Source organism: Aneurinibacillus sp. UBA3580 (assembly GCF_002375825.1).
In the GTDB taxonomy this organism is placed as follows: Bacteria; Bacillota; Bacilli; order Aneurinibacillales; family Aneurinibacillaceae; genus Aneurinibacillus; species Aneurinibacillus danicus.
Genome location: NZ_DFMZ01000006.1, coordinates 34,761 through 55,159 on the forward strand (window position 1 = coordinate 34,761; position 20,399 = coordinate 55,159).

Below are 20,399 nucleotides of genomic sequence, written 5' to 3' on the forward strand. Positions count from 1 at the left end.
GTGTAGGAAAGTATATGTTGCTTTACAGGAATAAAGCAACATATACTTTTAATTCTTAACCTCTATTTTCTTTTTTTTCGACTTAGCCGGAAAACGGAAAAAGGACCAGGAAAATCCTTTTTTCCTTTTTTCCTCCTGCTTTTGCATCGCGCCGATCATCTGAATTTCGAAATTCATTTTACGCATTTCAAGTCGCAAATTTTCTTGCTTCTTCTCTATTTCTTCCATTTTACGGAGGATTTCTTTGTAGTATTGCGTAAGCATTAAATCTTCCGGCAGCGCCGTCTCTTTCTGCCGCTGGGCGGCTTGAGTCTCATAGGCCTGTCCGAGTTCATGGATAGTTTCGAATAGCTGCTGGCTTAGATGGCGTTCCATTTCGTTTATCCGATTAAATAGATATTGCGCTGTATCATCCGTTTCCAGGCGGAGAAGCGGCTCGTCTTCTGGGGGAAGCCCGTAATCAATATCCAGCGTTTTTTTCTCAGGGAGAACTTTTTCGAGCAACAGCACTTCTTCGACTTCTTTTAGCGTCTGGACTCCGGAATCTTTGACCCGCTTAATCTCGATGAGCAAATTGAACGCCTGCTCGCTTAAAAGAAAGTGTCCCTGACTGTTTTTCTGCAGTACCATATAAGGGCTGAACGTATCGATCCAATTTCGGATTGTCCGTACACTTACATCCAATTTTTCCGCTACATCTTTTGAGGCCATCCACATGCTATTGCTTTGCATTGTATTCATCCTCCTCGTCGTCACACGCTTTACAGTAAGAATACGGCATAAATGAAAAAGTTCCTACCTACTCGACAAAGGTTATCAAAAGAAGTGCCGTTTCGCTTTTTTCGACAAAAAACCGCCATGGCTTTTCAGCCGCAACCCCGACATGAAAATCATGGGAAGAACGACTGCTTTTTTGGGTACGAAGGAAAAGAGAGAAGAGAACGAGGGGATGATTTCAATGTGGAAAAAGGCGAAGGCATTTTTCTTCCTTAGCTCTTTTTTCCTCCCTCTTCTCCCTCTTTCTTCATGATTTTCACAGAAAAAGCATAAAAAACGCAAGTGCAGGCATACTATGAGTACTTTCACGGAAAGGACGGGAGATGTATGGCTTTCATGAGAGGCAAACAGCAGGCGGAAGAGGTTCCTCTATTTGAGATGAGCGTATGGAACTGCACGAATGACGCGTGTAATGGGTGGATGCGGAAGGATTATTCGTTCTCGGTGCAGCCTGTCTGCCCTCTCTGTCAGTCCGGCATGAGTGAGGGGGTGCGCATGCTGCCGCAGCTATCTCATTACATCGGATCATAAAATATTGTTACAGGGGCTTTTGCACATGCAGAAGCCTTTTTTCTGTGAAAATCATGAGGAAAGAAGGAGAAAAAGAGGAAAGGAGATCCAGGGAAGAAAAAGGCGTTCGCCTTTTTCCTCATTGAAGTCATTGTCTCGTTCTTTTCTCTCTTTTCCTTCGTACCGCAAAAGTCAGTTGTTCTTCCCACGATTTTCATGCCGGGGTTGCGGCTGAGAAGCCGTAGTGGTTTTGTATACAAAGCAATTTACATAAATTGTTCTTAAATTCTTCCCAATTTATATATTGCTAAAAATAGGAAGTTGGTTATATAGTTAAAAAGTCGGAATTCGACAAATAGGGGGAGGAGAATGTCATGAAGTCGTTGAGAAGCAAATTACTGGGAATGGTTTTGCCTATCCTGATTGTGTCGCTGTCGACCATTGCCTGGATTAACCATTCGAAAGCAACGGAGTTTCTCGAGCAGAATTTCAACGAAAAAGCGAATCTGCAGCTTACCGATTTGAAAAAGCAAATCACTACATGGCTTTCTGTACAGCAGAGTATATTAAATACTATTTCTCAAGCGGATGTTTTGAAAGAGAGTCCTCCTGAGACGGCCATTTCGTATTTGAAAAAACAATTAGAGATAAACCAGGAGTTCGATTATTTTTTTGTCAGCGATGAGAAGGGAAATACGTTAACCACGAACGGAGATCGGGCCAATGTTGCAGAACGTCCGTATTTTAAACAGGCGATGAGCGGGCTTTCCGCCATTTCCGATGTTATGGTAGCGAAGACCACCGGCAAAAAAATTGTTGTATTCGCCGTGCCGCTGGAGACAAAGACCGGCGAGCGCAAGGGAATTCTTGCCGGAGTCATTACGGCAGATTACATTACGAGCGTGATCTCGGACGTGAAACTCGGCAAAACGGGCTATGCCTTTATGACTCAGAAAGACGGAACAATTATCGCCCATCCGAAAAAAGATAAAATTCTTAAAGAGAATGTGCTGGAAAACCCAAACCAAGATCTCGTTTCCATTATTAAAGACTCGCAAAAGGGACAGACCGGTGCGAAGCGTTACGATTATGAAGGCGTCAGAAAAATAGGCTATTATACATTCATTCCAAAGACAAACTGGTCGCTTGTCATCACTGCTCCGGCACATGAAGCGACAGAACAGCTTTCGTATCTTGCAAAAATTTCACTGGCTACCGTTGTCGGAGTCTTAATTTTTACATGCATTGTCCTTATTCTTTTTGCATCCCGCTTTGTGCGTCCGATTCGCCAATTGAGCGATTTGACGTCTGAATTAGCGCAGGGGAATTTAACGGTACGTGCCAATGTGCGCGGCGAAGATGAGGTAGGAAAGCTAAGCGAGAACTTCGATAAGATGATCGAAAACATGAGCGGTATCGTAGAGACTATGAAGACAACCTCTGCACACCTGGAGCAATCGTCGCAAAATATGACGATTTCCAGCGAGGAAACGAAGCGAGCCGCTGAGGAGGTAGCGCTTACTATTCAGGATTTGGCGACCGGATCGACCAATATTGCCGACTCGGTCAGCGAGGTGACCGGGGAGATGGGGGCGATGAAGCATACGATTGACAACATTTCACGTGAGGCGTCCCGTATGGTCGGGGCATTTACGAAAATGAACGGTCTATCCAGAGAAGGGCTTGATGCTTCCGAGCAGGCGATCAGCCGAATGCAGGATGTAGACGAGCGCATTCACCAATCTGCCCGGATGATGCACGAGCTTGAGGAAAAATCGAACGAAATCGGCAGCATTGTCACGCTGATTGCAAACATCGCCGAGCAGACGAATTTGCTTGCACTCAATGCCAGTATTGAAGCGGCGCGGGCAGGTGAGCACGGTAAGGGATTCGCGGTCGTTGCGGGCGAAGTGCGTAAGCTCGCCGAGCAGACCAATCGGGCGACCGCACAAATACAGACGCTCATCTCCGATACGCAGAAAGAAGCGAATCGCGCTTCGCAATCGATTACCGGAGGTGTATCCATCGTTCAAGAAGGCCGTACGATGGTTGAGAAAACCGGAAGCTATTTCTCGGAGATGGCCGGCATGATCGATGAGGTGACCGAGCTGGCCCGAGCGATTGCCGAGGAGCTTAAACAGGTAGAGCACAACGCCGTGATTGTGGCGGAATCGATGGAGAGCATTGCTGCCATTACAGAGGAAGCGTCGGCGAGCACGGAGCAGGTCAGTGCTTCCAGCCAGCAGCAGGCCGCATCAGCACAGGAGATTCTCATTGATAGTCATCGACTAAAAGAGCTGTCCATCCAGCTCCAGGAAGCCGTCAACCGTTTCCGTGTTCAACAATAACCGTGTACGATTTAACTTACCTCCGGGTATGCATCCCACAGGTCTTTTGCTGCTGGTTGCAAGGTCAAATAAGCTGTAGTACGATACTTTTATTGGCATATCAAAGGTAAGGAGAGAAAGAAAGACATGGATTGGTTAGCTGTAGCGTTGCTGGGACTTTTACTTGTATTTATTTTCTTTCGCATACTGCCGCCGCGCGGAGTAAAAAGCATATCGGTGGATGAGTTGCAAGAAGTGTTGAAGCAGCCGAAAGGCAAACAGATTATTGATGTGCGGGAGCCGAATGAATACCGGAGCGGACATATTCAGGGGGCGCGTAACATTCCGCTCGGCCAGGTAAAGTCGGCGGTCAACGGTATTCCGAAAGACAGAGAGACGTATCTGATTTGTGAGAGCGGATTCCGCAGTTCGCAGGCGGCCCGCATCCTCAAGAAGGAAGGCTTCAAGAACTTGTACAATGTATCCGGTGGAATGAAACGTTGGCGGGGTAGGATCGTAAAAAAATAAACGTATCAAACGGGAGAAGGACAAAACGCCGGCAGGCGGGATTCCTTCTCTATTTTGTTTTCGTATGGAACCGCTCTCTCTCTTCCATACTAAATAAGGAAGGAGATGAGCGGATTATGTTTATGCGTCTGGGAAAGAACAACCGTATTGTCCGCGGCCCGGTTCGGTGCGGACATATTACAAAACATGTAACAGGATCGCTTCGTCCGGGCGATATTGCGGTTATTGCACATACGAATATCGATGAGCTGGCGGCCCGCGGGCTTATTGAGCGAAAAGTGAGAGCGGTGGTCAACTGTGCTGTATCGTTTACCGGAGAATATGAGGCGCATGGAGCACGGCTTTTGCTTGAAACAGGCATTCCGCTATACGAGTGCCCGAGCCGCCCCTATCTTTCAAGAGAGCTTGCTGACGGTGAAGAGGTGGTCATTGACGGCCATTATTTATTCCGGAAACAGGACCGTACCATGTTGACCCGACTTGTGCCGGTAACGCGCGAAGAGTGGCAGGTGACCTATCGGAACGTGGAAAAAAACGCGCCCGAAAAGCTTGCTTCCTTTGTCGACAATACCATTCAGTACGCGCTGCAGGAGAAGGAGCGCTTATTTCAGCCGCTTGTCCGGCTCCCGCTTCGTACGACGCTTGCGGGCAGACATGTGGTGGTGGTCTCGCGCGGCAGGCATTACAAAGAGGACCTACAGGCGTTATTCAGCTATGTTGCTGCGTACCGGCCGACGCTTATCGGTGTGGATGGCGGGAGCGACGCGCTGCTTGAGCAGGGATGGAAACCCGATATTATCATGGGTGATATGGATAGCGTAAGCGATGTGGCGCTTCGTGAGGCGAAGGATGTTGTTGTACATGCGTATGCGGACGGAAGTGCACCCGGCGAAAGCCGGATAAAGGCGTTGGGGGTACCGTATCATCTGCTGCAGGCTCCGGGAACAAGCGAGGATATGGCGCTTCTGTATGCTTACGAGAGCGGTGCGTCGTTGATTGTAGGTGTGGGCACCCACACGGCAATGGATGATTTCCTGGAGAAAGGACGCCAGGGAATGGCGAGTACGCTGCTGGTGCGGATGAAGATTGGAGGCAGACTGGTGGATGCAAAAGGCATTCACCGCTTGTATCCGTCGATCATAAACACCGGACTGCCGTTCATGCGTTATTTAAAAATGCTTATGCAGGGAAAACGATGAAAGAAACGACCGCCATCATCGTTCCCGCTTACAATGAAGCGGCATGGATTACGGAGACACTGCGGACGTTGCGTCATTCTAAGGTGCTTGCCGGATTACAGTTGATTGTAGTGGACGATGGAAGCAGGGATGATACGTCACTGCTTGCAGCACCGTGGGCGGATACGGTGCTGCGTCTTCCGCAAAATCAAGGCAAAGGAATTGCGCTCTGGCGTGGGATTGAATTGTCGGACTGTGAGCGGTTTTTATTGGTGGATGCTGATTTGGGAACGACCGCTGCCTATACGGCATTGCTATTGAATGAGCTGGAAAGCGGAACATGCGAGATGACGGTTGCCTGCCCGCCTCCTGCGGAGCAAGGAGGATTCGGGCTTGTCAAACGGCTGGCGCAGCGAAGCATCCGACAGATGACAGGCATTACTCTTCAGGCGCCGCTATCAGGTCAGCGGGCATTAACACGCCGGGCGGTGAAAGCGGTGCGGGACTGGAACTGTGGCTTTGGTATCGAGGTTGCCATGACGCTCGATATACTGCGGGCCGGCTTTCCAATGCGGGAGATCCCGCTGCCAATTCGGCATCGTGAGCACGGTAGAAGTCTTGGCGGCTTCTGGCACCGCGGACGGCAGTGCGTGGCCATTCAAAAAGCGGTGGCGGGAAGGCGGGAGGCGAGAAGATGAGCGGTCTTATATTCGCGGTCGGTTGGCTTATGGGTTACATAGGAATGAGGCTGGCTTGTGCTATTTTCATCCGCATGAAGTGGGTAGCGTCCAATTATGCCGGACATGCTATTCCATTAGGGTACGGTTTGATATTGTCGTTCGGTTTGCTGGGATTTGCCACCCTATCAGTATGGAGGATGCACGGGTTTCTTCTATCGTGGGTCGTTTGTGCGGCAGTTGTTGTCTCACTGGCAGGCTGGTTGGATGACCGTTATGGACAGACAAGAGCAAAGGGGTTACGCGGCCACTTCAATGTGCTATGGCGTGAAGGCAAAGTGACGACCGGTATCGTGAAGCTTGGTATAATTGGAATCTGCGCGGTAGCCGTGGCTGCTTCTGCATCCGCAACAGCCGTATCATTCATGGTAGATGCGCTGCTGCTTGGATTGAGCGCAAATTTTGTCAATCTGCTTGATGTGCGTCCCGGACGTGCGTTAAAAGGCTTCTGGTTTATTCTGATCATCTGTGCAATATTCGGAACTTTATCGCCCGCACTGGTACCGTTGTTTTGGTATATGCTTGGCTGCACACTGGCCGCTGCACCGTTTGATTGCTCTGCACAGGCTATGCTTGGAGATACAGGCGCCAATCTGCTGGGATTTGTGGGCGGTATTTTTTGTGTGTATTCGTTCGATGCGTCGGTAAAATGGCTGCTTATCGGAACGTTATTTCTTATCCAACTGTATGCCGAAAGAGTATCGTTGACCGCTGTAATTGAAAGAAGTCCTGTGCTGAGCCGGATTGATCAGTGGGGCAGGCCGCCGGAAGCGAGATAGACAATAAAAAAGAACCGCAGTACGTACGATAAAGGACGGACAGTGCGGTTCTTTTTGCGTGTGTTTAGATCTGCTCTTTCTTTTGGAAGCGGGGCTGCACGAGATTTTTCTTGCGATCCCTGTGAAGGATAAAGCCGGCGATAATCGCGACACCAATCACAAACAGCACGAATCCGAGAAAAAACTTCCCCAGAAGGAACTGATTGACGGCCGGATCAAAGTATAAATACAGCGTATCCCGCATCGTTTTAAAGCCGTACGCCGCGACGGCACCCGGAATAACATAAATAATAAGCACGGCGACGAATCGTAATAGCATACATTCTTTCCTCTCTTTTCCTTCGTACCGCAAAAGTCAGCCGCCCTTCTCATGATTTCCATGTCGTGGTTGCGGCTGAAACGCTATGGTGGTTTTCTATGCCCTCATCTTATCTGTTTCTTTTGGGTTTGTCTACTATTGCTGAACCAGAGTTGTTCTGTTTAAATAAAAAAGAAGTGTGCAATTTTTTTCATGGTGAGGGAGGAAGCACATGAAAGTTGTGATCATGGGAGCCGGTCGTGGGGGTACGGCTCTTTTGCGTGTACTGCATCAGATGGACAGTGTGAATATTGTCGGTGTAGTCGATATTGACGGGAAGGCTCCTGGCCTTATGCTCGCCAGGGAGCTTTCCATTCCGGTCGCTGATACGATAGACCGCTTTTTTAAGGAAGGCGTAGACGTCGTGCTGGAAGTGACCGGTGATAGCCAGATGTATAGAAAACTACAGGCGATAAAGCCGGAAGAGACCGTCATTATTCCAGGAAGCGTTGCTTCTGTGATGATGCAGCTAATCGAGGAGCGTACCCGGCTGGTCAATGTGCTGCACGGTAAGCGGAGGGAAATCGATACCGTGCTTAATTCTACGCATGACGCACTGATCGCAGTCGATAAAAATGGAATGATTTCGCTGTACAATCGTGCCGCCGAGCGAATTTTGGGTATAAAGAAAGAGGATGCGTTTGGAAAAAAGGCAGAGGAAGTCATTCCGAACTCCCGTCTGCATATCGTGCTCAAATCGGGAGAGCCGGAGTTGAATCAGGAACAGTTCCTTGGTGAAGCCCGTCGTATTGTGACTAACCGCGTCCCGATTCTGGAGCGGAACGGGGAGGTTATCGGTGCAGTCGCTGTATTTCGGGATGTTACGGAAGTGGCCACCCTGACCCGTGAAATTACAACGCTCAAAGATATGCAAAGCTTGCTTTCTGCCATTATCCAATCATCCAATGATGCGATTTCCGTGGTAGATACGCAGGGGAACGGTCTAATGATAAATCCCGCTTATACCCGTCTGACCGGACTGAGTGAGGCGGATGTCATCGGTAAGCCAGCCGATGTGGACATCTCTGAAGGGGAAAGCATGCATATGCAGGTACTCAGAACGAGCCAGGCGGTGCGCGGTGTACCGCTCAAGGTGGGGCCAAAAAAGCGGGATGTCGTGGTGAACGTGGCACCGGTCGTCGTTGACGGCGTGCTTAAAGGCAGTGTCGGAGTTATCCATGACGTTTCCGAGATTAAGAAGTTGAACGAAGAGTTAGAGCGTGTTAAGCGCCTGGTGCGCAAGCTGGAAGCGAGCTACACATTTGATGACATTGTCGGTAAAAGCGAAGGAATGCTGCATGCGATCGAGCAGGGGCGCAAGGCGGCCCGAACGCCGGCTACGGTGCTGTTACGGGGAGAATCCGGTACGGGCAAGGAGTTATTCGCCCATGCCATTCATAATGAGAGTACACGAAAATACAACCAGTTCGTTCGGGTAAATTGCGCTGCCATTCCGGAAGCGTTGCTTGAAAGCGAGTTGTTTGGCTATGAAGAAGGAGCGTTTACCGGAGCAAAGCGGGGCGGAAAAAAGGGATTGTTCGAAGAGGCCAGCGGCGGCACAATCTTTCTCGATGAAATCGGCGAGCTGTCGATGAGTACGCAGGCCAAGCTCTTGCGCGTGCTGCAGGAGAAAGAAATCGTGCGTATTGGGGGTACAAAGGCAATCGCGGTCGACGTACGGGTCATTGCGGCTACTCATGTCAATTTGGAGCGGGCGATGCAGGCAGGCACTTTCCGCGAAGATTTGTATTACCGAATTAACGTGCTTCCGATCGTAATTCCACCGCTGCGCTATCGGGTGCAGGATATGGTTGAGCTTGTGGAGCACCTTATTCACAAATACAACCAGGAATACGGAAGAAACGTACGGAATATAGAGCCGGAAACGCTGCAGCGTCTGATGGAGTATTCATGGCCGGGGAATGTGCGCGAGTTGGAAAACGTCATTAGCCGTTCCCTCATTAATATGAAGTTTCAAGAGACATCAATACAGCCGTATCATTTGCCGGACCTTGCAGGCACGGAAGAAGGGCGGCCCGATGTCCAATACGGCAGCGCGTTATCCTCCGCAAGCCCGCAGGATACCCGAACGCTGAATGAACGGCTAGAAGAAGTGGAAGCGGATATTATCCGGGAAGCGTTGAAACGCAATAAAGGAAATAAAACAGCAACGGCTAAGCAATTGGGTGTTTCCATTCGTAACTTGTATTATAAAATTGAAAAGTATAAGTTATAGAAAAATATTGCTTGCAATTTTTTGCGCACTATGAATTTTTTTGCAGGGATGATGGCGGCTTCCGATCCGTTTCCTGAGAAAAAATTCAGGTGTGCCGCTACCTTTTTCGGAAGCGTTTACAAAACTAAAGTTGGCATTTTTGTTGCATGTTAACAATAACAGGAGACAATAATAAACCATATTAAAAACAAAGAATATTGGTTGGCTGTCGTTTAATGGTACGAGGTTAGAAGATGAAGGTAAGAAATTGGAAAAATAATTGGTCCATTCATTTTCTAATTCCCCTTGTTTTTCTACCTTCTAAATATCTAGTTGCGTTGTGTGCCAGCGATAAAATGTACACTTCTTAGGAGGCATGAGTCTGTATGGGAATCTTTGAATATATGGAAAAATACGACTATGAACAGCTGGTTTTCTGCCAGGACCAGAACTCCGGTTTAAAAGCGATTATCGCCATACATGATACTACGCTTGGACCTGCACTGGGCGGTACGCGCATGTGGACATATGATACGGAAGAAGAAGCCATTGAAGATGCGCTGCGTCTGGCGCGCGGCATGACGTACAAAGCGGCCGGTGCAGGTCTTAACTTAGGCGGCGGCAAAGCGGTTATTATCGGCGACCCGCGCAAAGACAAGAACGAAGAAATGTTCCGCGCGTTCGGCCGCTATATTCAGGGGCTGAACGGCCGCTATATTACAGCGGAAGACGTGGGCACAACCGTAGCCGATATGGACACCATCCATATGGAAACCGACTATGTGACCGGTGTTTCTCCCGCATTCGGCAGCAGCGGCAATCCATCGCCGGTAACGGCATATGGTGTATATCGGGGCATGAAGGCTGCGGCGAAGGAGGCGTTTGGGACAGATGATCTGAGCGGCAAAATCATCGCTGTGCAGGGCGTGGGCAATGTAGCATATAACCTCTGCCGCCATCTGCACGAAGAAGGCGCAACATTGATTGTCACCGACATCAACAAAGACAATGTACAGCGTGCCGTTGACGAATTCGGAGCCAAAGCGGTGGACCCGAACGATATTTACAGCCAGGATTGCGATATCTTTGCCCCGTGTGCGCTTGGAGCAATCATTAACGACAACACCATTCCGCAGCTTAAGGCGAAAGTGATTGCCGGCGCGGCCAACAACCAGTTACGCGAAGAGCGGCACGGAGACATCATTCAGGAGATGGGCATTGTCTATGCACCGGACTATATTATCAACGCGGGCGGCCTGATTAATGTGGCTGACGAACTGCAGGGCTATAACCGCGAGCGGGCCATAAAAAAAGTCGAAACGATCTACGATACCATCCAGAAGGTCATCGAAATCTCCAAACGGGATAACATCCCGACGTATAAAGCGGCCGATCGTATGTGTGAAGAACGTATCGCCAGCATGCAGCGTTCGCGCAGTACATTCCTGCAGAACGGCAAACATGAGCTTTCCCGTATCCATCATAAGCAGTAAATACCGTCATATATTCTTTCTTCTTGATTTTTCACTAAAACGGAGGTGCCCTATGTCAAATGAATATGATGTAGTGGTGCTCGGCGGAGGCACGGGTGGCTATGTGGCCGCCATCCGTGCTTCTCAGCTGGGTATGAAGGTTGCAGTGGTCGAAAAAGATAGGCTGGGCGGAACATGCCTGCATCGCGGGTGTATTCCAAGCAAGGCGCTTCTGCGCAGCGCGGAAGTATATCACACGTTAAAAAACGGCGCTTATTACGGAGTTGAAGCCGGAGACATTGGCATTAATTTCGTGCGGATGCAGGAGCGTAAACAAGAGATTGTAAACCAACTGCATAAAGGCGTCCAGCATTTGATGAAGCAGGGCAAAATCGATGTATACGAAGGTACGGGCCGCATTATGGGACCGTCCATTTTTTCGCCGCAGGCGGGTGCTGTAAACGTTGAATATAAGAACGGCGAATCCGAGATTCTCGTACCGAAATTTGTACTGATTGCTACAGGTTCCCGTCCGCGTACGCTGCCGGGGCTTACCATTGATAAAGAGACGGTTATCACGAGTGATGAAGCATTGGAACTTACAGAGTTGCCGAAGTCTGTACTAATTGTCGGCGGCGGTGTTATCGGGATCGAATGGGCGTCGCTGTTTAACGATCTGGGAGTAGAAGTGGAAATCGTTGAATATGCCGACCGTATCCTGCCGCTTGAAGATGAGGAAATCAGCAAGGAAATGACGCGCCTGCTTAAGAAACGAAAAATCAAAGTACATACGGGAGCAAAAGTATTGCCTGAAACGCTGGCGCGCAGCGAAGGAAACGCAACGATTAAGGCGGAGCAGAACGGAAAAGAGCTGGTGTTTACAGCCGAGAAAATTCTCGTGTCCGTCGGCCGTCAGGCCAATATCGAAGACATCGGGCTGAACAACGTGGAGGCGCAGGTAGAGAATGGCTACATCAAAGTGAACGAGATGTTCCAAACCGGAGAATCTCATATTTATGCGATCGGCGATGTTATCGGCGGCCTGCAGTTGGCGCATGTGGCGTCGCATGAAGGCATCGTCGCCGTCGAGCATATGGCCGGACAAAAACCGCACCCGATCGATTATACGATGGTACCGAAATGCACATACAGCCGCCCTGAAGTGGCCAACGTGGGCTTAACCGAAGCGGAGGCAAAAGCACAAGGATATAGCGTGAAGACCGGAAAGTTCAATTTCCGCGCCATCGGCAAAGCGCTTGTATATGGCGAGTACGATGGTTTCGTCAAGCTGGTTGTAGATGAAAAAACGAATGACGTGCTGGGTGTACACATGATTGGACCGCATGTCACCGATTTGATTGCGGAAGGTGCGCTGGCGCGTGTGCTGGATGCGACTCCATGGGAAATTGCGCACACGATTCATCCGCATCCGACGCTGTCCGAGATTATGGGCGAAGCGGCACTGGCGGTGGACGGCAAAGCAATTCATTCATGATAGAAAGTAGAGGTAAGAAATTGTAAGTTGGAAACAGAATGTATCTTACGTTCTAACTTCCTACCTCCATCTCACCAATATTTAAGGAGGCGATTGTTTATGGCGGAAAATCGTCATCAAGCGGCAGGCTTAACCGATGAACAGGTTTTAGATATGTACTACACTATGCTTTTGGCCCGTAAAATTGATGAACGGATGTGGCTTCTCAACCGCGCAGGCAAAATTCCGTTTGTTATCTCCTGCCAGGGGCAGGAAGCGGCACAGGTAGGTGCGGCGTTCGCGTTTAATCGAGAAACGGATTATGCGTGCCCGTACTATCGGGATATGGGCGTCGTACTGGCGTTCGGCATGACGGCTAAAGATATGATGCTGTCGGCGTTTGCGAAGGCGGAAGATCCGAACAGCGGCGGACGTCAGATGCCGGGCCACTTTGGCAGCCGCAAACATAATATCTTAACCGGATCAAGTCCGGTAACGACCCAGGTACCGCATGCCGTAGGTCTTGCGCTGGCAGGTCGGATGGACGGTAAGAATCCGGTCGTATTTACTTCGTTCGGTGAAGGATCAAGCAACCAGGGCGATTTCCATGAAGGGGCGAACTTCGCCGGAGTACACAAGCTTCCGGTTATCTTCTTCTGCGAAAATAACAAGTATGCCATTTCCGTACCGATTACGAAGCAACTTGCCTGCAAGAGTGTGGCGGACCGGGCGCAGGGCTATGGATTTCCGGGCGTGTCTATCGACGGAAATGACCCGATTGAAGTATATAAAGCGACGAAAGAAGCGGTGGACCGGGGCCGCCGCGGCGAAGGCCCGACGCTGATCGAGGCCGTTACGTACCGTCTTGTACCGCACTCGAGCGACGATGACGACCGTTCGTATCGTTCGCGCGAAGAGGTTGAAGAAGCGAAGAAGAAAGATCCGATCCTGCGCTTCTCCGTCTATCTGCGCGAAGTAGGCTTGTTGACAGAAGAAAAAGAGAAAGAGTTGAACGAACAGGCGGCGCGTGAAGTGGACGAAGCGACCGAGTACGCTGAGAATGCGCCTTATCCGGAGCCGGAGTCCGCGCTCAATCACGTATATGCGGAGCAAGAGGGGGTAGAATAGGATGGCAATCATTTCATATATCGATGCGGTAACCCAGGCGCTGCGCGAGGAAATGCAGCGCGACAGGCGCGTGTTTATCATGGGCGAAGATGTGGGGGTGCGCGGCGGCGTATTCCGTGCGACGAACGGACTGTACGAAGAATTCGGGGAAGAGCGCGTGATTGACGCACCGCTTGCTGAATCCGCGATTGCCGGCGTGGCAATTGGCGCCGCTGCCTACGGGATGCGGCCGGTAGCAGAAATGCAGTTCGCTGACTTTATCATGCCGGCGGTTAACCAGATTGTCAGCGAAGCAGCGAAAATGCGCTACCGTTCCAACAATGACTGGCACTGCCCGCTCGTTATCCGCGCCCCTTATGGCGGAGGCGTGCACGGTGCGCTCTATCATTCACAGAGTGTAGAAGCGATGTTCAACAGTACGCCGGGTTTGAAAGTTGTGGCTCCTTCTACCCCATACGATGTAAAGGGCATGTTGAAAGCGGCGATTCGTGATGATGATCCGGTACTCTTTTTTGAACATAAGCGTTGCTACCGATTGATTAAAGGCGAAGTCCCAGAGTCGGATTATACCGTGCCGCTGGGTAAAGCCGACATAAAGCGCGAAGGTGAAGACATTACGGTTATTAGCTACGGTCTGACGTTGCATTTTGCGCTGCAGGCAGCGGAGAAGCTGGCTGAAGAAGGTATTAGCGCCCACGTTCTTGATTTGCGCACGCTCTATCCGCTCGACAAAGAAAGTATCGTGGAAGCGGCTCGCAAAACCGGTAAGGTGCTCATTATCCATGAGGACAACAAAGAAGGCGGCGTTGGCGGCGAGGTAGCGGCTGTAATCGCCGAAGAATGCTTGTTCGATCTAGATGCGCCGATTAAACGTCTGGCAGGACCGGACGTACCGGCGATGCCGTACAGTCCGACGCTTGAGAAATTCTTCATGCTTACTCCTGACAAGGTAATGGCCGCAATGCGCGAGCTGGCCGAATTTTAATATCCAGATTTTTTCATGATTTTCTCAGATAGAAGGAGGCAACACGCGTTATGGCAACCGAAGTGTTTATGCCCCAGTTAGGCGAATCCGTTACAGAAGGCACCATTGCGAAATGGCTGGTCAAACCGGGCGATAAAGTAAAAAAATACGAACCGTTGTGCGAAGTAACGACCGATAAAGTCAATGCCGAAGTTCCCTCGACCTTGGAAGGTACGGTAGCGGAGCTGGTAGCCGGCGAAGGCGATACGCTTGCTGTCGGCGAGCTGATCTGCTATATCGAAACCGAAGGCGGCGCCGCGGCTGCACAAGCGGCAGCACAGCCTGCCAATACGCAGGAGACCGCGTCTGAGATGCCGGCGGCCGAATCTCCCAAAACGCCGGTAGCATCGGCACGGCCGAGTGATGCGGGCGGCGCGGCGGCAAAAGCAGCCGGCAAGCGTTATTCTCCGGCCGTGATGCGTCTCGCTCAGGAAAACAATATTGATTTGAATCAACTCGAAGGTACGGGCAAAGAAGGACGGATTACCCGTAAAGATGTAATGAGCTTTATCGAACGGAGCAGGACAGCGGCACAGCCGGTTCCGCAGGCAGAACCGGCAATCCAGGCAGTATCGGCTCAACAGCGGACTGCCACCCGGCAGCCGACTGCAGCGGCAGAGCCGGAGCGGGTGCCGGAGCCGAGCGTACGTCCTGCGGTGGGCACGCTGGAAGTCAGCGTTTATCCGGGCGATACGGAAATTCCGGTTAGCAGCGTTCGAAAAACGATTGCAAACCGCATGGTGCAGAGCAAGCATGACGCGCCGCACGCCTGGACGATGGTCGAAGTCGATATGACCAATCTGGTGAAGTTGCGCAACAGCTTGAAAGACGAGTTCAAAGCAAAAGAGGGCTTTAATCTGACGTTCCTGCCATTCTTTATCAAGGCGGTTGTGGAATCGATCAAACAATTCCCGATTATGAACTCCGTCTGGGCAGGCGATAAAATCATTATGCGCAAAAATATCAACATCTCCATCGCCGTAGCCACTGATGACGCGCTGTTCGTGCCGGTCATTAAAGATGCCGATCAGAAGAGCATCTATGGTTTGGCGCGTGCAGTGGACGAATTGGCGGCGAAAACGCGTCAGGGGAAGCTCTCGATGGACGATATGTCTGGCGGCACATTTACCGTAAACAATACCGGTTCATTCGGCTCCGTGCTGTCCGCGCCGATTATCAATCAGCCGCAGGCGGCTATTGTTAGTATGGAGTCGATCGTCAAGCGTCCGGTCGTTATCGATGATATGATTGCCATCCGCGATATGGCCAATCTTTGTCTGTCGCTTGACCATCGGGTGCTTGACGGATTGGTGTGCGGCCGCTTCCTGCAAAGTGTGAAGCAGAAACTGGAAGCATACGGCTCGCATACAAGTATTTACTAAGAGGATATGATAAGGAGGAGCGGGACGAACGCCTCCTCTTTTCTTTTTCTTTGAAAATCATGAGAAAAGAAGGAGGGGGGAAGAAGAAAATGAGATCCAGGGAGGAAAAAGGCGTTCGCCTTTTTCCACATTAAAATCATCTTCTCGTTCTCTTCTTTCTTTTCTTTCGCATCTCAAAAGTCAACCGGTCTTCCCATGATTTTCATGTCGGGGTTGCGGCTGAGATGCCATGGGAGTTTTTTGTGTGAAATTTTGTCGAAACAAGCAGGAGTTCAAGGGAAAAAGAAGAATATATAGAAAGATTGGAACAATTCCTTTGTTTCAAAAATAGATACAGATACAAAGAAGAAATGATATGGAGTGCTCTATGAGGAGGGAAACCATGGGCAAAAACAAAGCGAAGAAAGCGCTTCAAGCGTGGGAAGAGAAAGTGGAAGCACGCCTTGCCAAAGTGCCGGAGCGCAAAGAGAAATTCGAAACCTCATCAGGTATCGAGGTGGAACGCGTCTATTTTCCGGAGGAGCTGACGGACGAGTATATGGAGAAATCCGGCTTGCCGGGTGAATATCCGTATACGCGCGGCGTACAGCCGACCATGTACCGCGGCCGCTTCTGGACAATGCGCCAGTACGCCGGATTCGGTTCGGCGGAAGAGACGAACAAGCGTTTCAAGTACCTGCTGGAGCAGGGACAGACGGGCTTAAGTTGCGCGTTTGACCTGCCGACACAAATCGGCTACGATTCAGATGATCCGATGTCCACCGGCGAGGTGGGAAAGGTGGGCGTAGCCATCGACTCGCTCGAAGATATGGAGATTCTGCTGGACGGCATTCCGCTTGACAAAGTTAGCACATCCATGACAATTAACGCGCCGGCGTCTGTACTGCTCGCCATGTACATTGCAGTCGGCGAGAAGCAGGGCGTGCCTCCGGAGAAGCTGTCCGGTACAATCCAGAACGATATTTTGAAAGAATACATCGCGCGTGGCACATACATTTTCCCGCCAAAACCGTCCATGCGCTTAATTACCGATATTTTTGCATACTGTGCCAAGAATGTGCCGAAGTGGAATACGATCAGCATCAGTGGCTACCACATTCGTGAAGCCGGTTCGACGGCTGTGCAGGAAGTGGCGTTTACGCTTGCCGATGCCGTGGCGTATGTTGAAGCCGCGCTCGAAGCCGGCCTTGATATTGACGATTTTGCGCCACAACTGTCTTTCTTCTTCAACGGGCACAACAATTTCTTTGAAGAGATTGCTAAGTTCCGGGCGGCCCGTCGTATCTGGTCCCGCCTGATGAAAGAGAAGTACGGCGCGAAGAATCCGAAGTCCTGGCAGTTCCGCGTGCATACGCAGACGGGCGGCTCGACGCTTACCGCGCAGCAGCCGGATAATAACATTGTGCGCGTGACGATTCAGGCGCTGGCAGCAGTGCTTGGCGGAACGCAGAGCCTGCACACGAACTCCCGCGACGAAGCGCTGGCGCTGCCGACGGAAGAGTCAGCCCGCATCGCGCTGCGTACCCAGCAAATTATTGCGTATGAGACGGGCGTAACTGATACGGTTGATCCGCTTGCGGGCTCATACTATGTAGAAAGCCTTACCGATCAAATCGAGCAGCGGGTGCTCGATTATCTGAAGAAAATCGAAGATATGGGCGGCGCGGTTTCCGCCGTTGAACAGGGCTACATGCAGCGTGAAATCCATGAGAAGGCCTACGAGTTCCAGAAGAAGGTAGAATCCGGCGAAGAAGTTGTCGTCGGTGTAAACCGCTTCCGTATTGAAGGCGAGAAGCAGCCGGAGCTGCTGCGCGTAGATCCGAGCCTTGGCAAAATACAGCGCGCCAAGCTTGAGAAGCTGCGCGAACGCCGTGATAATGACAAAGTAAAAGAAACGCTGGCGGCGCTTAGAGAAGGCGCGAAAGGCAGCGATAATCTAATGCCGCTCATTCTAGACGCGGTCCGCGCATATGCCACCATCGGAGAAATCTGTGGCGTTCTGCGTGAAGAATTCGGCGAATACCGTCCGGTGTAAGGAGAGGATGAGAGAGATGGAGAGAAAAATACGCGTACTTGTAGCTAAACCCGGCCTTGACGGACATGACCGCGGCGCGCTGGTTATCGCGCAGGCGCTGCGTGACGAAGGAATGGAAGTAGTATATACAGGCTTGCGCCAGACACCGGCGCAAATCGTAGCGAGCGCCATTCAGGAGGACGTGGACGTTATCGGTCTGTCCTGCCTGTCCGGCGCACATAATGAGCTATTTCCGGAAGTCATCCGCCTGCTGAAAGAGCAGGGAGCGGAAGACATCGTCGTCATCGGCGGCGGCGTTATTCCGGATGAGGACATTCCGTTCCTCGAAGAGCAGGGTATTGCCAAGATATTTACCCCGGGAACCAAGACGAAGGACACAGCGGATTTCATCCGTCATAAAGTAAGAGAAAAACAGGGTTCCGCTGAGCCGCTTATGAGCTCGCCGGAAAAAATTGAACACATCGGTATCGCAGTGAAAAATCTTGATGAGTCCGTTAAATTTTATACGCAGATGCTCGGCCTGAAGCTGGTGGGCTTTGAGACGGTGGAGAGCGAGCATGTACGCGTGGCGTTTCTTGAAATCGGTGAGACGCACATCGAACTGCTGGAGCCGACAAGCGAAGACAGTGCTATTGCCAAGTTTATTGCCAAGAAGGGAGAAGGCATTCACCATATCGCGCTGAAGGTGGATAACCAGCAGGAGCGACTGAACAAATTGAAAGAAGCGGGTGTGCAGTTAATCAGCGATACGCCGAAGCTGGGCGCGCATAACAATATGGTTGCGTTCCTGCATCCGAAAGCGACGAACGGCGTACTGCTCGAACTGTGCCAGAAAGCCGATACAGCGGAACTTTCTGATCACGCAGACAAACACTAGATCGGATGTAAGAAGAGAAGATTAGAGAAGTAGAGAATAGAAGTCGTAGAAGAAGAAGGCGGGCGGATTCCTGCCTTGTTTTTCATGTGTGATGGATAGGAGGACTATACAAAGATATGAGCACCATGTACGAGAAAATTGACGAGATGTACGAACGGCGCCGCAAAGTGGAGCTTGGCGGCGGCGATAAGCGCATTGACGCGCAGCATAACCGCGGTAAATTGACCGCACGCGAACGCATCGATTTACTGCTTGATGAAGGCACATTTGTAGAGTTAAATCCGTTTATTGAACACCGTGCCACTAACTTCGGCATGGATAAAATGGAAGGGCCGGGCGAGGGCGTAGTAACCGGCTATGGAAAAGTGAACGGCCGCCTCGTATTTGTTTTTTCGCAGGACTTTACCGTATTCGGCGGCGCACTGGGAGAGATGCACGCCTTAAAAATTGCCCGCATTATGGACCTGGCGGCAAAAAACGGTGCCCCGATTATCGGTCTGAATGATTCGGGTGGCGCCCGGATTCAAGAAGGGGTCGAATCGCTGGACGGATACGGTCATATTTTCTATCGCAACTCCATCTATTCCGGGGTCGTTCCGCAGATTTCCGTTATTATGGGACCGTGCGCCGGCGGAGCGGTTTATTCACCTGCGATTACGGACTTTGTCTGCATGGTAGAGAATACAAGCCAGATGTTTATTACAGGACCGAAAGTGATCGAGGCGGTTACCGGAGAGAAGATTTCTGCGGAAAATCTGGGCGGCGCCAAAGTGCATGCCTCGATTAGCGGCAACGCGCATTTCACCGCACCGAGTGAGCCGGAAATGCTGGAACAGGTGCGACGTCTGTTGAGCTTCCTGCCGCAGAACAGCCAGGAGCAGCCTCCCGTTGTTGCGCTTGAGCATCAGGATGACGGTTGGGATGATGAATTAGCGGAAATCGTGCCGATTGCCGGAACAAAAGTATATGATGTACGCAAGGTTATCCATAAGATTGTCGATGGCGGCGATTTCCTGGAAGTGCAGCCGGATTTTGCGAAAAATATTGTGATTGGTTTCGGACGCATTGACGGCCATAGCGTAGGCATTGTTGCCAATCAGCCGAAGTTCATGGCAGGCGGTCTGGACATAAATTCGTCCGATAAGCTGTCACGGTTTGTTCGCTTCTGTGATTCATTTAACATTCCGCTCATTACGTTCGAAGACGTATCCGGCTTCTTTCCGGGCGTCAACCAGGAGCACGGCGGTATTATCCGTCATGGCGCAAAGATTTTGTATGCATACTCCGAAGCGACCGTGCCGAAGATTACGGTCATTCTGCGTAAAGCGTTTGGCGGCGCGTATGTGGCGCTGAATTCCAAAGCGATTGGCGCGGATGTCGTATACGCATGGCCGAACGCTGAAATCGCCGTTATGGGTGCGGAGGGTGCCGCTAATATCATCTTCGCCCGCGAGATTGAAAACAGCGAGAACCCGGCCGAGACAAGACAGGCCAAAATTGAAGAATACCGTGAACGCTTCGCCAATCCTTATGTGGCGGCGAGCCGCGGAATGGTTGAAGATGTCATCGATCTACGCGAGACACGGAAAAAGCTGCGC

General features: G+C 50.8%; 17 protein-coding genes. 15 read left to right on the top strand and 2 right to left on the bottom strand.

The annotated features are described in order from the left end of the window. Positions 1-48: 48 nt before the first annotated feature. On the bottom strand, positions 49-732 hold the full coding sequence (locus B2899_RS01245) for a MerR family transcriptional regulator (RefSeq protein WP_170230149.1): 684 nt from the start codon (positions 730-732) through the stop codon (positions 49-51). Positions 733-1,104: 372 nt separating this feature from the next. On the opposite strand from B2899_RS01245, the gene B2899_RS01250 reads away from it, so the two are divergent. The 6 genes from B2899_RS01250 to B2899_RS01275 all read left to right on the top strand — a co-directional run bounded on the left by B2899_RS01250 (position 1,105) and on the right by B2899_RS01275 (position 6,836). Beyond that, a complete protein-coding gene (locus tag B2899_RS01250) occupies positions 1,105-1,308 on the top strand; it encodes a cold-shock protein (RefSeq protein WP_146808725.1) in 204 nt (67 codons plus the stop codon). Positions 1,309-1,661: 353 nt separating this feature from the next. After that, complete coding sequence (locus B2899_RS01255) at positions 1,662-3,635, top strand: methyl-accepting chemotaxis protein (RefSeq protein WP_286883441.1); 1,974 nt, start codon at positions 1,662-1,664, stop codon at positions 3,633-3,635. A gap of 126 nt (positions 3,636-3,761) precedes the next feature. After that, the gene (locus B2899_RS01260; protein ID WP_146808727.1) at positions 3,762-4,142 is read left to right on the top strand and encodes a rhodanese-like domain-containing protein; all 381 of its coding nucleotides are present in this window, start codon (positions 3,762-3,764) and stop codon (positions 4,140-4,142) included. Positions 4,143-4,258: 116 nt separating this feature from the next. Next, positions 4,259-5,341, top strand: a complete 1,083-nt coding sequence (steA, locus tag B2899_RS01265) for a putative cytokinetic ring protein SteA (RefSeq protein ID WP_286883444.1) — start codon at positions 4,259-4,261, stop codon at positions 5,339-5,341. Further along, positions 5,338-6,018: a glycosyltransferase family 2 protein gene (locus B2899_RS01270; protein ID WP_286883447.1), complete on the top strand. Its 681-nt coding sequence runs from the start codon at positions 5,338-5,340 to the stop codon at positions 6,016-6,018. The genes steA and B2899_RS01270 overlap by 4 nt, the downstream gene beginning before the upstream one ends. Next, the gene (locus B2899_RS01275; protein WP_286883449.1) at positions 6,015-6,836 is read left to right on the top strand and encodes a hypothetical protein; all 822 of its coding nucleotides are present in this window, start codon (positions 6,015-6,017) and stop codon (positions 6,834-6,836) included. The genes B2899_RS01270 and B2899_RS01275 overlap by 4 nt, the downstream gene beginning before the upstream one ends. 64 nt (positions 6,837-6,900) lie before the next feature. Here B2899_RS01275 and B2899_RS01280 read toward each other — a convergent pair whose 3' ends face one another. Next, on the bottom strand, positions 6,901-7,155 hold the full coding sequence (locus B2899_RS01280) for a DUF2627 domain-containing protein (RefSeq protein WP_146808731.1): 255 nt from the start codon (positions 7,153-7,155) through the stop codon (positions 6,901-6,903). 211 nt (positions 7,156-7,366) lie between these two features. Between B2899_RS01280 and B2899_RS01285 the strand changes: the two genes are divergently transcribed. The 9 genes from B2899_RS01285 to B2899_RS01325 form a co-directional block, all read left to right on the top strand. Further along, the gene (locus B2899_RS01285) at positions 7,367-9,430 is read left to right on the top strand and encodes a sigma 54-interacting transcriptional regulator (protein ID WP_286883451.1); all 2,064 of its coding nucleotides are present in this window, start codon (positions 7,367-7,369) and stop codon (positions 9,428-9,430) included. 365 nt (positions 9,431-9,795) lie between these two features. Continuing rightward, positions 9,796-10,902: a branched-chain amino acid dehydrogenase gene (gene bcd, locus B2899_RS01290; protein ID WP_286883453.1), complete on the top strand. Its 1,107-nt coding sequence runs from the start codon at positions 9,796-9,798 to the stop codon at positions 10,900-10,902. A 52-nt stretch (positions 10,903-10,954) separates the two neighbouring features. Next, positions 10,955-12,376, top strand: a complete 1,422-nt coding sequence (lpdA, locus tag B2899_RS01295) for a dihydrolipoyl dehydrogenase (RefSeq protein ID WP_286883455.1) — start codon at positions 10,955-10,957, stop codon at positions 12,374-12,376. A 99-nt stretch (positions 12,377-12,475) separates the two neighbouring features. Then, on the top strand, positions 12,476-13,483 hold the full coding sequence (locus B2899_RS01300) for a thiamine pyrophosphate-dependent dehydrogenase E1 component subunit alpha (protein WP_286883457.1): 1,008 nt from the start codon (positions 12,476-12,478) through the stop codon (positions 13,481-13,483). A gap of 1 nt (position 13,484) precedes the next feature. Further along, positions 13,485-14,468 carry an alpha-ketoacid dehydrogenase subunit beta gene (locus B2899_RS01305; protein ID WP_286883459.1) on the top strand — a complete coding sequence of 328 codons (984 nt, stop codon included), beginning with the start codon at positions 13,485-13,487 and terminating at the stop codon, positions 14,466-14,468. Between the two features lie 50 nt (positions 14,469-14,518). Then, positions 14,519-15,889 carry a dihydrolipoamide acetyltransferase family protein gene (locus tag B2899_RS01310; RefSeq protein WP_286883461.1) on the top strand — a complete coding sequence of 457 codons (1,371 nt, stop codon included), beginning with the start codon at positions 14,519-14,521 and terminating at the stop codon, positions 15,887-15,889. 382 nt (positions 15,890-16,271) lie between these two features. Beyond that, the gene (locus tag B2899_RS01315) at positions 16,272-17,924 is read left to right on the top strand and encodes an acyl-CoA mutase large subunit family protein (protein ID WP_146808738.1); all 1,653 of its coding nucleotides are present in this window, start codon (positions 16,272-16,274) and stop codon (positions 17,922-17,924) included. A gap of 16 nt (positions 17,925-17,940) precedes the next feature. Then, a complete protein-coding gene (gene mce / locus B2899_RS01320; protein ID WP_146808739.1) occupies positions 17,941-18,801 on the top strand; it encodes a methylmalonyl-CoA epimerase in 861 nt (286 codons plus the stop codon). 116 nt (positions 18,802-18,917) lie between these two features. After that, the coding region (locus B2899_RS01325; protein ID WP_286883464.1) for an acyl-CoA carboxylase subunit beta at positions 18,918-20,399 on the top strand (1,482 nt) is incomplete at its 3' end.

Excerpts from the sequence above, each read along its gene's own strand:
- mce (WP_146808739.1), top strand. The coding sequence starts at position 17,941 with ATGGAGAGAAAAATACGCGTACTTGTAGCTAAACCCGGCCTTGACGGA.
- B2899_RS01245 (WP_170230149.1), bottom strand. The coding sequence starts at position 732 with ATGCAAAGCAATAGCATGTGGATGGCCTCAAAAGATGTAGCGGAAAAA.
- B2899_RS01260 (WP_146808727.1), top strand. The coding sequence starts at position 3,762 with ATGGATTGGTTAGCTGTAGCGTTGCTGGGACTTTTACTTGTATTTATT.
- B2899_RS01270 (WP_286883447.1), top strand. The coding sequence starts at position 5,338 with ATGAAAGAAACGACCGCCATCATCGTTCCCGCTTACAATGAAGCGGCA.
- lpdA (WP_286883455.1), top strand. The coding sequence starts at position 10,955 with ATGTCAAATGAATATGATGTAGTGGTGCTCGGCGGAGGCACGGGTGGC.
- B2899_RS01310 (WP_286883461.1), top strand. The coding sequence starts at position 14,519 with ATGGCAACCGAAGTGTTTATGCCCCAGTTAGGCGAATCCGTTACAGAA.
- B2899_RS01300 (WP_286883457.1), top strand. The coding sequence starts at position 12,476 with ATGGCGGAAAATCGTCATCAAGCGGCAGGCTTAACCGATGAACAGGTT.
- B2899_RS01285 (WP_286883451.1), top strand. The coding sequence starts at position 7,367 with ATGAAAGTTGTGATCATGGGAGCCGGTCGTGGGGGTACGGCTCTTTTG.
- B2899_RS01280 (WP_146808731.1), bottom strand. The coding sequence starts at position 7,155 with ATGCTATTACGATTCGTCGCCGTGCTTATTATTTATGTTATTCCGGGT.
- B2899_RS01255 (WP_286883441.1), top strand. The coding sequence starts at position 1,662 with ATGAAGTCGTTGAGAAGCAAATTACTGGGAATGGTTTTGCCTATCCTG.
- bcd (WP_286883453.1), top strand. The coding sequence starts at position 9,796 with ATGGGAATCTTTGAATATATGGAAAAATACGACTATGAACAGCTGGTT.
- B2899_RS01315 (WP_146808738.1), top strand. The coding sequence starts at position 16,272 with ATGGGCAAAAACAAAGCGAAGAAAGCGCTTCAAGCGTGGGAAGAGAAA.
- steA (WP_286883444.1), top strand. The coding sequence starts at position 4,259 with ATGTTTATGCGTCTGGGAAAGAACAACCGTATTGTCCGCGGCCCGGTT.
- B2899_RS01305 (WP_286883459.1), top strand. The coding sequence starts at position 13,485 with ATGGCAATCATTTCATATATCGATGCGGTAACCCAGGCGCTGCGCGAG.
- B2899_RS01250 (WP_146808725.1), top strand. The coding sequence starts at position 1,105 with ATGGCTTTCATGAGAGGCAAACAGCAGGCGGAAGAGGTTCCTCTATTT.
- B2899_RS01275 (WP_286883449.1), top strand. The coding sequence starts at position 6,015 with ATGAGCGGTCTTATATTCGCGGTCGGTTGGCTTATGGGTTACATAGGA.